Below are 9,461 nucleotides of genomic sequence, written 5' to 3' on the forward strand. Positions count from 1 at the left end.
TTCTTGAAGAGTACTGGATTGGCATATTGCTCGGGCTTGTTGTTTTATTTTTTTTTTACATTTTAATTAAAAAAATAACTGTTGGAATAAAAAAGAAGCTTAAAAAATCCCGGATAAAAAGAAAAAGGGAAGAGCTGAAAACAATAAGAATAAATCATAAGGAAGAAAAGACAGTAATAAAGACTGAAGGTAAACAAGTTAAAGATGAAAAAATCATCAAAAAAATATTCCTCACAATATTGACGATTTTAGTTGTAGGGTTAATATTTTTCGTTTTCTATTATTTTAAGATTTAAACAAAAAATAAAATCATTTGGTGTATTATTCCCAGAATAAACAAGAATGCCAGTATTATACACCACCCTTTATTGATGTTTAGAACATATTCCGGCTTTCTATCGCCGGCAGTTTTGGCTTTCAGGAACATCATGGCAATTAGCACGCCATCTATTCCGCCGGCAACTGCGCCTGTTATGCCTAAAACGCTTACAAAGCTCAGCATGCCAAAAAAGGAAAGCACAAAAAATATAAGTAATGGGACAAAGCAGCTCAATGCCCATGACAGTTTTTTGCCCAGCTTATAGTCATAATTGTACATTTCCTGCAGCGCTAATCCAAGCGCAATAAAGCTGGTTGCCATTGCAAAGACCGCAAACAGATTTCCCAGAATAACCATTTTCTCTCCTAATAATCTGCCCAAGCCAATAGTTGCAACTTCTGTGATTTTTGCTCCAGATGCGCCAACAACAACAAAAGCAAACAGAAGATAAACAAGCAAAGGAATTAAGCTTCCGATTATAATTGCTTTTTTAAGGCATTTCCTGTTATTGATGAGCTCTTCCTTCATTTCAGGAATCCCAACTGCTCCCAGGAAAGCAAACAAGATAACGCCGTATGGAACCATGATGTTTGTCAAATCAAATCCCGCCAGATTCTCAATCTTTATCGCGCCAAATGCAAGAATGCAGATCAGCACTATCACTATAATGAATGCCGCTGACATGAAAAGCTCTGATTCTTCAACAGCCTTTAATCCTATGTAAACAATAAATGCAACAAAAGCAAAATAAACCAGGCTCCATATTAAGGGATTTCCTCCGAATATTGCAGCAAATGCTTTTCCTTCTCCGATAAGATAAGCGATCATTGCGCCGTAAATCCCGAAAATCATCGAAAATGCCATCAATGCCTTGCCCCACTTTCCAAGATATTTACTGGCATAGCCTGTTAATTGATGATCTCCTTTTGTCCTCAAAACAATTTCACCCAAAAACAGATTGATGAAAAGGATTGCAATCCCGATCAGCGCAATGTCCAATAAGCCGATCCACAACCCAGCCTGCTGGACAACATAAGGTATGCCAAGAACTCCTGCTCCGATAACAACACCTACTAATGTTGCAATTGCCTCATACAGTTCTTTTTTTGGCATAATTGGATTTTAATCAGGCATTATATAAATTTATTGAAATTGTTCTTCGTAAGAGAAAGATTATGCGATATTTTGCGAGGACTAATCTGGCGAAGAGATACGGCATCTATTTTTCCCAACATTTATAAACTTATAAAACTATATACTAATGGAATGAGCGGCTATACTGCTGTGAGTGGCCCGCACACATGTAGGGATAGCGTATCTTCGGTTGATTTAGATGGAGACCTATATTCTGAAGGAGGGATTAAAAAACAGTTAAAAAGATTTCATCTGCCTTTTTCTGTAGTTATATATGAAATGAGAAGGCTCGATGAGTATGGAGTTAGTACTTCTTACAAATATATACAAAAGGTTTATCTTGGATATTTATTAGAAGCAAGAAGGTATGGGTGGGCCAATGTTAAAAGAAAAGCGATGGTTTCTGTTAGAGAAAATTGGTCAGAAGAGTGCTTTAAAAAAGAAATAGATGATTACATCGAATCTGTTCAGAAAAACGGAGGAAAATTTAAGGTAAATCAGCTAAAAAAAGACAGACCATATATGGCAAAATTAATGAGAAAATATCTTTATAGGCCCTATGATTTTGAAGAATTGCGAAGAAAAAATATATCAAGATGGGATAGAGAAATAATTCTTTATGAACTAAAAAGACTAAAAGACTCGGATGTACATATAACACAATATTATCTAAAGACCATATTCCCAACATTTGCAGATGTCTTCAACCCTAAAAGAGGTTACTTCAAAGGTTTTAGGGAGGCTAAAGCAGAAATTGAACATAGGGAAAATCTTGAACTGAGAATAAAAGCGCAGGAAATATTAGCTAAAGAAAAGATATCTGCTAAAGATATAATTTATGTTATGAGCCCGGAATTTGAGAAAGAAGATTTCTTTCCACTTCAAATAAGAAAAAAAAGGACATATCAGAAAATATCTGATGAAAGGGGCCCAATTGAAGTGTTTATAAAAAATGGAGGGGTATCAGAGATTCCAAGCAGAGATGAAATGAAGTGCTTATTTGAAGAATACAACTGGTGTAATTACCAAATAGAAAGGATACAGAAAAAGTCTGAGAAATTAAGGCTTAAAGAAATTGATATTGCGCTGCTAGAAGAGTTTGTCAGAAGAAGGAAAGAGTCATTGGAGGAGTTGATTTTTGCAAATAAAAAACTGGTAGCGACCCTAGCAAAAAAATATGGAAATATTATTGGGCTGGATATGGATGATTTATTAGATGAAGGAGTGTGCGGTTTGTTAAAAGCCATAACAAAATTTAATTATAACAAAGGATATACTTTCGGCACGTATGGGGGAACCAGCATAAAAAGGGAGATTACAAGGGCAATTGCAGAGCAATCCAGGACAATAAGATTGCCGGAATGGTTAGTGGATGATATGTACAAAGTCCAAAAACAGATAGCAATATTCACAGGAAAATATGGGAGAGAACCGGAAAATGAGGAGTTATCAGAATTAACTAGAATGAAGCCAGAAAAAGTAGTGCATATAAGGGGTTTTATTGAAAATCCTCAAAGAGTCTTCTCTATAAATAATTTACGAGGAGACGGAAAAACAGAATTTGGTGAATTCATTGATAGCACAGAGGTAGTTTGGCCTGATAAAGAATTCATGTCGCATGAGTTAACACTTGAGACTAAGGAGCTCTTGGAGCACTTAAATGAAAGAGAAAGAGATGTTTTAATACAGCTATTTGATTACCATAGAACACAAGAAGAGATAGGAAAAATATATGGTGTAACAAAAGAAAGAATAAATCAAATGAAAGCAGAGGCTCTTGCAAAACTAAAAAAAATAATTGAAGAAGATCAGTAACAATTCGTCTTTTAGTAAGCGACTAAAGTAATAGGGCAAAAGACAAAGGATTTAATGAAGCAAGCTTTATATGCTCACAACTATAAAAAATGGGAACGCTGGGATTTGAACCCAGACCAGCCGGTGTCTTCATAGAGCACTTTTTATTCATCGGCGTTTGCCTCATCGCTCCAATTACTGGAGCCGGCGATGATAGTTCCCCCAGCGGAACCCAGGAAATCCCCGATTTCCGCTGGCCAGGTTTCACCACGTTCCCTTAATATGTGGATTTTTTATGCTTTTATAAATCTTATTGAAAATGTGTTATCTTGCAAAAGCAAACTTGTTTTCATGCACAAATTTTTCAGTTTCCTCAAGTTTTTTTATTTCAACTTCAAATTCTCTTTTTTCACGTTCGATTATTAAAATGATTCTCTTCAAGATCTTCAAAGCATGCCTTAAATTTTCTTCTAAAGGGCGAAGATATTGTAAATATCCTTGTCTTTCAGCATACTTTCTGTAAACAGCATCAATTGCAAGTTTTACTGCCTCATGCAAGGTTTCGTACCACGGTTTCAAATTTACTTCTAAATAACATTCTTCATCAGTTCCTAAGAAGGTTAGCACTCCCTCCTCATATCTTTTAGCATTTTTAAAAAGTTCGCCATCTTTGCCACAAACTATTTGTTTTTCATCTTCTAAGAACATTGTTCTTTCACCTTCTTCAGCAATAATGGCATCTTGAAATCTTTCTATATGATGAAACACTGCCTTTGTAAATAAGCTCAAATTGACATTTGTTACCTTGTTTCCAGAACCAATTAAAAACCTCGACAAAGCAGGTGGCAGATTTCTTAAATCGTGGCATATGTACTTGGTGAATGTAATTAAATTATCCAACAATTTTAATTTTTTTTTGTTTATGTGTTCTACAGAAGCTTCTGCCAATTCAAAATTTCTTCTTAATCTTTCTATCTTTTCATTTGGAGCTTCTTCAAACATATCTTTGATTTAGAAAATCCAACCTTATAAACTTTGCCTTTGCCAGACCAGCTTCCCCTTCTTCCTCACTTCCCTGATCCTGTGCAATGGAATGAATGTTTCCTCATTATCTTTATCAATTACAAAAAACCCTTCCTCGATCCTCTTTATTCTGGCGTAAGGCATTTCAATTAATCTGTTCAAAACCCTGTCAAGATAGAAAACAGAATAATCCTCAGGCTCCTCTCTTTTGTCCCATTTGATCTTGTTGAGCAATTCTTTAATTGTAATCATTCGTATTTTAGGTTTTTCGCTTCGTTTACCTTTAGATCTAATTTTTGTGCAACTTCTTCTCTTTTTGAATTAAGGATAAGCCATATAACGGCGGCGATTATGAGTGAGGATAATAAGTCTTTCGTAACATTATAAATGAATGCAGGTAACCCAATTATGACTGATGTTGTGGCAATTAAAACAGCATTATATTCGTGCAGTAGCTTCCTGTATTCTAAATCAATTACATTCTTGACTATTTCCCAATTCTTATTTCCTCTTTGCATACCATAGACCGCCTATTATCAATGCTACGCCTATAATCACATACCCGAGCTGTACACTAGACTCCTTTTGCACAAAAGATTGCACCAAAATAAGAATTCCAATTAAAAAAATAACTATTCCAACAGTACTTTTTTCCATTTTTTCACCTCCTAATATAAAAAGGCTCTTTCGTCGCTTCTTTCAGTTATCTCCCCGGCAACATTTGTGAGCATCATCTTTTTGATCTCTTCCATGTTTTTCGTATGTGCAAGAATCCAGCCAAGCTTGATGTAAGCAACCTCTGGCAGCATGTCTTCTGCAAAGATGCATTTTAATTTAATAGATAGCATCCTTAAAGCAGAATAAACTAGTGGATGAACTCTGCCGTATAAAGTTTGGGTTGTAATCGCAATTGGAATGTCTTTTTTAATTGCTTTTTCAATATTAGAATATATTTTTTGAGGAACATGGCCAAGCGCAGTTGCAGCCAGAACAATTCCTTTGTATCCTTTATCGAGGTAAAAATCAATTACCTCAGGCTCCATTCCAGGATAAACATAAATCAATGCTGTTTTTTCCTCAAACTTGTCATTAACAGCTGTTTTTTCATTGCTTATTTTCTTATAATTCTTATTTGTTATTTCTATTTTGCCGTTTTCAAACACTTTGGCAATCGGCTCCTCATTTATAGGCCTGAAGGCATCCCTTCTGCTAGTATGCATTTTCCTTACCTTGGTGCCTCTTATCAGCAGGCAATAGTCATCATTCATTGTTCCATGCAAACACGTCATGACTTCTGCAATATCTGATTTTGCAGCAGCTGTTATTGCGCAGCTTAAGTTCATAAAAGCATCTGAGCTTCCTCGGTCAATGCTTCGCTGCGCAGCTGTTATCACAACCGGCTTATTGAGCTTTAAGAAAAAAGACAATGCAGCAGCGGCATAATGCAATGTATCTGTCCCCATTGTCAGGACAACACCGCTAACATTTGAATTAAGCTCTTTGGCAATCTCTTCTGCTATTCTGCTCCATTCTTTATTTGAAATATCTTCGCTCATCACTGACATTATCTTTTTTGCCTTTATGTTTGCTATATTTTCCAATTCAGGAATCATCTCAACAAAGTCCTCTGCTGTGTAATCAGCGTATACGCCGCCCGTCTTATAATCAATTCTTGAAGAAATCGTGCCGCCTGCGCTAAGCACAGCAACAGTTGGAAGGCTTTTATTGGATTTTAATTCTTTTTTTGCTGTTTTTGGCTTTTGATATGCTTCAATCAGCTCTATTTTCTTTACTTTCTTCTTCTCAATGCCGATATTATAGCCGTTATCCAGCTTTATTACTATAAAGCCCTCTTCAAGAATCTCTGGCCTAGGCATCAGTATACCTTCTAACTGCTCGTCTTCTGTTGTTACTTTTACTTTATCGCCTGCTTTTGGATCCACTAAAACTTCACCTCAGGAACTGTTTCAGACCCCGCAGCTGACTGGAAATATTCTCTCTGCTTAAAACCGAAAATCCCGGCAACAACATTTGTCGGGAATTTCTGCACTGCAATGTTGATGTCTTTTACAGCATCATTATACCTTTGCCTTTCAACAGCTACTTTGTTTTCTGTGTTTGCAAGCTCATCCTGCAATGCTAAAAAGTTTTGCGAAGCCTTAAGATCAGGATAATTTTCAGCAACTGCAAATATTGTTTTCAATGCGCCTTCTATCTGATTGGCTGTGTCAACCTTTTCTGCCACGGTCTTTGCATTCTGCCATTGTGTTCTTAACTCAGTTATCTTTGTCAATGTCTGCTGCTCATAAGTCAAATAGCCCTTGACGGTATTTATGAGATTGGGTATTAGATCGATCCTTCTTTGGTACTGCGTCTCAACCTGCGCCCATTTGTTGTCAACATTGTTGTTCAGAGTAACTAATCTGTTGTAAGATCCAACAAACCATCCCAGAAGCAGCAATACAACAAGGGCTATTGCGCCTGCTATCCACAGCCCTTTCGTGTTTTTCATATTTTTTGCATTTATTCCTTTTTTTGCCATAAGACCACCTTTTTAATTTGTATTATGCTGTTTTGTTTAGTTGAAATAAAAAGCTTTCTGTTTCGTCTTTCATCAAATCATCTTTTATTTTTCTAAAATGAAGCTCCGCAATCCCCGCGCATGCACGAAAACTCAAGATCCACCATAAAATCTCTTCAATATTATTTCTAAATGATATTCATAATCTTCCTTTCTTCCTGCAAATGTGCCAACAACTTTTCCAAATCTTTGCACTAATTCTTCTTTTTTTACATATTTGGACAGTGCTTCTATGTCTTCTTCATCGCGGGCATTGAGGCGGGCAGCCTTCGTTATTATTATGTCCGCAGGATTAAGCGCTTTCAAAACAATATTTTTCATAGCAACAATCTCTTTTGCCCTTTCAACATAATCGCTAGGCAATTGTTCTGAAAAAATATACCCATCCACAAAAATATCTGCTCTTAGTTTTTTGTCCAAGGCATTTTCAAAGGATATTTTGTCTCTGCTGCTGACACAAAGATCAATGTCTATTGTTGAGGATTTTAATCCTAATAGGGTCATTGCTGTTCCACCTACAGCAATAACCGCCATTTTCCTGTCTAATTTTTTGTCCAGCTTGGACAGCCAACCCAGTAATTTCTTTTTATCAATCATAATTGCGCCTTTGCAATTTTAATGAAATCTTCATCAAAAAATCTGCCCAGCAAATTCCATTTCTTTACCCTTTTTGGGGATGTTCTTGAAAGAAAATCATAATCCCCTTCTGCAAGAAAAGACACGCCCTTGTCTTTGTTGTTTTTCAGATAAGAAAGCAGCTCTTTAAGGTTCTTTTTCGGTTTTATCATTGCCGCTGTTTCAATCATATACCCCAGTTTATTCTTAATGCCATATTTACAGGCAAGTTCGATCAGTTTGAATTTATCGACATTGTTCTTAATCAGCAACACAGGTATTGCCTCGATAAATCTTACGTTGCTGCTTTTTGCGAGTATTCTGGCTATCAAATCCTCTATAGGCATTCTTTCTCTTTTTCTCTTTCTTTTGACTGAAATCATCTCGTAGCTGTATAATGAGAGGTTGTATTCAATCAGCGAATCATCCTCCCTATTGTCTTTGTTCACCTTGCCCAATATATTTTCATGCGACAGAATATTTGCGGCCATCAGTTTCGGTCTTATTGACCTGTACAAATAATTTCTTTCTGTTTGTTTTAATTTTCTTCCCTCTATTTTCTTCATAATCGTAGCTATCTCGACCTTTCCTAGAATTCTCCTTATGGCGACTTCTTTGGATAAATTAATCATTGTAACCTTAAAAAAGGTTACGTCATATATAAATCTTTCTATTTTAGAACTCTAAGGCATACATTTGAAGAAAGCATAAAATTTCTCTATTACCACCTTCCTGAAAACCCTCCTCCTCCGCTATGCCCTCCTCCGAATCCGCCAAATCCTCCGCCACCCATTCCGCCTCCGAAGCCTCCTCTTCCAAATCCTCCAAAATATATTGGCGGCTTATTATGCCCCTGAGAAGAGGCGCCTGCGATCAATGCAACAAAAAGTATAAAAAAGATTATTGAGAAGAATATGACTGCGATAAAAACAATTAATCCGAGGAAGAATGCGCTTATTATTGCAGCAATCTCGCCTGCCCCAAATAGGCCTATCTTTTTACTTGTTTTCTTCGGGCTTTGCGATATAAACAGCCATATGACGAGAAAAGTAAGGTAGAGCATTATCAGCGGGCTGCTAAAGCTGCCTGAATTAAAGTTGATTTTCTGGCCTTGGTATTTTGCAGCAGCATCCGGGTCTTTTTTGATTATTCCTGAAATCTCAGCAAGAACACTGTAAATTCCCTCCCCATATTCCTGCCTTGCAAAATACGGAACTAAAATATCCCTGCCGATTCTTCCGAGCATTGCTGCATTTAAAGTTCCCTCCAGCCCATAGCCCACTTCAAAGCGGTATGTTTTGTCATTGATCGCAATCAGGAGCAGCAGCCCGTTGTCATTCTCCTTTTTTCCAATCCCCCACTCCTCGAACAGCCTGACAGAATACTCTTCAATGCTTGTTCCGTTCAGGGAGTTCATTGTAACAACAGCGATCTCGGCAGTTGTGTTTTTTTCAAGCTCAGCAAGAAGATCATTTATTTTTATCTTATGCGCATCATCAATGATATTTGCAAAGTCATTGACATAGCCGATTGGCTTTGAAAAATCAAGCGCAGAAATAAAGGGAATCAACAGGATTAAAAATAAAATGGTTGGCAAATGCTTTTTTTTCATTTTCTTAAAAATAATTTGTTATTTTATTGTTTCATTAAATGTGTTAATCCATTCCATAATATGCTGGTTTGCATAAACAGTGAATATTTTAAATTTTACTTTAAAATATTCTAATTGTTTAACGAGTTCTTTATGTTTGGATGGAAAGATTATTGCGCCCCTTCCAAGCCTGCTGCCGCTGTACATTTTCAAGATGCCCTCTTGCAGCGTTATGTATTTTTTTGTCTTGCCCTTAAAAACAGACTCAGAGCCAAAAAATGCTCGTTTGAACTTCATTTTTTCGCTTTGGGGCAGATCAGCCAAAGAGTAAACTGCTATTAGATGCGGCTCTAACTCCAAATCCCGCTGTTTTAATTTTATTGGCATAGGAGGGTGGACACATG

Annotated in this window: 13 protein-coding genes and 1 tRNA gene; 2 read left to right on the forward strand and 12 right to left on the reverse strand. The window is 36.6% G+C overall.

Translation table 11 applies throughout. From position 1 onward, the window contains the following. On the forward strand, positions 1-296 hold a 296-nt coding region (locus tag HYU07_00005; protein MBI2128598.1), incomplete at its 5' end, for a hypothetical protein. Here the strand turns inward: HYU07_00005 and HYU07_00010 are convergent. Next, complete coding sequence (locus HYU07_00010) at positions 293-1,432, reverse strand: GerAB/ArcD/ProY family transporter (protein MBI2128599.1); 1,140 nt, start codon at positions 1,430-1,432, stop codon at positions 293-295. The genes HYU07_00005 and HYU07_00010 overlap by 4 nt on opposite strands. A gap of 153 nt (positions 1,433-1,585) precedes the next feature. On the opposite strand from HYU07_00010, the gene HYU07_00015 reads away from it, so the two are divergent. Further along, positions 1,586-3,268 (forward strand): sigma-70 family RNA polymerase sigma factor, encoded by a 1,683-nt coding sequence (locus HYU07_00015; GenBank protein MBI2128600.1) that lies wholly within the window; start codon positions 1,586-1,588, stop codon positions 3,266-3,268. Between the two features lie 90 nt (positions 3,269-3,358). Here HYU07_00015 and HYU07_00020 read toward each other — a convergent pair. The 11 genes from HYU07_00020 to HYU07_00070 form a co-directional block, all read right to left on the reverse strand. Continuing rightward, positions 3,359-3,524 (reverse strand) — tRNA-Trp (locus tag HYU07_00020). A 47-nt stretch (positions 3,525-3,571) separates the two neighbouring features. After that, positions 3,572-4,249, reverse strand: a complete 678-nt coding sequence (locus tag HYU07_00025) for a hypothetical protein (GenBank protein ID MBI2128601.1) — start codon at positions 4,247-4,249, stop codon at positions 3,572-3,574. A 24-nt stretch (positions 4,250-4,273) separates the two neighbouring features. Further along, entirely contained in the window at positions 4,274-4,522 is a 249-nt protein-coding gene (locus HYU07_00030; GenBank protein MBI2128602.1) for a DUF504 domain-containing protein, read from the reverse strand. Beyond that, a complete protein-coding gene (locus tag HYU07_00035; protein ID MBI2128603.1) occupies positions 4,519-4,788 on the reverse strand; it encodes a hypothetical protein in 270 nt (89 codons plus the stop codon). Before HYU07_00035 ends, HYU07_00030 begins: the two co-directional genes overlap by 4 nt. Then, on the reverse strand, positions 4,772-4,927 hold the full coding sequence (locus HYU07_00040; GenBank protein ID MBI2128604.1) for a hypothetical protein: 156 nt from the start codon (positions 4,925-4,927) through the stop codon (positions 4,772-4,774). Before HYU07_00040 ends, HYU07_00035 begins: the two co-directional genes overlap by 17 nt. A gap of 11 nt (positions 4,928-4,938) precedes the next feature. Further along, a complete protein-coding gene (gene gatD, locus HYU07_00045) occupies positions 4,939-6,213 on the reverse strand; it encodes a Glu-tRNA(Gln) amidotransferase subunit GatD (GenBank protein ID MBI2128605.1) in 1,275 nt (424 codons plus the stop codon). Continuing rightward, positions 6,213-6,782, reverse strand: coding sequence for a LemA family protein (locus HYU07_00050; GenBank protein ID MBI2128606.1), 570 nt, complete (start codon positions 6,780-6,782; stop codon positions 6,213-6,215). Before HYU07_00050 ends, gatD begins: the two co-directional genes overlap by 1 nt. Before the next feature lie 162 nt (positions 6,783-6,944). Then, on the reverse strand, positions 6,945-7,448 hold the full coding sequence (locus tag HYU07_00055; protein MBI2128607.1) for a hypothetical protein: 504 nt from the start codon (positions 7,446-7,448) through the stop codon (positions 6,945-6,947). Continuing rightward, positions 7,445-8,098 carry a hypothetical protein gene (locus HYU07_00060; protein ID MBI2128608.1) on the reverse strand — a complete coding sequence of 218 codons (654 nt, stop codon included), beginning with the start codon at positions 8,096-8,098 and terminating at the stop codon, positions 7,445-7,447. Before HYU07_00060 ends, HYU07_00055 begins: the two co-directional genes overlap by 4 nt. Positions 8,099-8,187: 89 nt before the next feature. After that, a complete protein-coding gene (locus tag HYU07_00065; protein MBI2128609.1) occupies positions 8,188-9,078 on the reverse strand; it encodes a TPM domain-containing protein in 891 nt (296 codons plus the stop codon). Between the two features lie 18 nt (positions 9,079-9,096). Continuing rightward, a complete protein-coding gene (locus HYU07_00070; GenBank protein MBI2128610.1) occupies positions 9,097-9,444 on the reverse strand; it encodes a hypothetical protein in 348 nt (115 codons plus the stop codon). Positions 9,445-9,461 lie beyond the last annotated feature (17 nt).

The organism is Candidatus Woesearchaeota archaeon, from assembly GCA_016180285.1.
Classification (GTDB): domain Archaea; phylum Nanobdellota; class Nanobdellia; order Woesearchaeales; family JACPBO01; genus JACPBO01.

Excerpts from the sequence above, each read along its gene's own strand:
- HYU07_00060 (MBI2128608.1), bottom strand. The coding sequence starts at position 8,098 with ATGATTAATTTATCCAAAGAAGTCGCCATAAGGAGAATTCTAGGAAAG.
- HYU07_00025 (MBI2128601.1), bottom strand. The coding sequence starts at position 4,249 with ATGTTTGAAGAAGCTCCAAATGAAAAGATAGAAAGATTAAGAAGAAAT.
- HYU07_00055 (MBI2128607.1), bottom strand. The coding sequence starts at position 7,448 with ATGATTGATAAAAAGAAATTACTGGGTTGGCTGTCCAAGCTGGACAAA.
- HYU07_00070 (MBI2128610.1), bottom strand. The coding sequence starts at position 9,444 with ATGCCAATAAAATTAAAACAGCGGGATTTGGAGTTAGAGCCGCATCTA.
- HYU07_00040 (MBI2128604.1), bottom strand. The coding sequence starts at position 4,927 with ATGGAAAAAAGTACTGTTGGAATAGTTATTTTTTTAATTGGAATTCTT.
- HYU07_00035 (MBI2128603.1), bottom strand. The coding sequence starts at position 4,788 with ATGCAAAGAGGAAATAAGAATTGGGAAATAGTCAAGAATGTAATTGAT.
- HYU07_00030 (MBI2128602.1), bottom strand. The coding sequence starts at position 4,522 with ATGATTACAATTAAAGAATTGCTCAACAAGATCAAATGGGACAAAAGA.
- HYU07_00010 (MBI2128599.1), bottom strand. The coding sequence starts at position 1,432 with ATGCCAAAAAAAGAACTGTATGAGGCAATTGCAACATTAGTAGGTGTT.
- HYU07_00065 (MBI2128609.1), bottom strand. The coding sequence starts at position 9,078 with ATGAAAAAAAAGCATTTGCCAACCATTTTATTTTTAATCCTGTTGATT.
- HYU07_00050 (MBI2128606.1), bottom strand. The coding sequence starts at position 6,782 with ATGAAAAACACGAAAGGGCTGTGGATAGCAGGCGCAATAGCCCTTGTT.
- HYU07_00015 (MBI2128600.1), top strand. The coding sequence starts at position 1,586 with ATGAGCGGCTATACTGCTGTGAGTGGCCCGCACACATGTAGGGATAGC.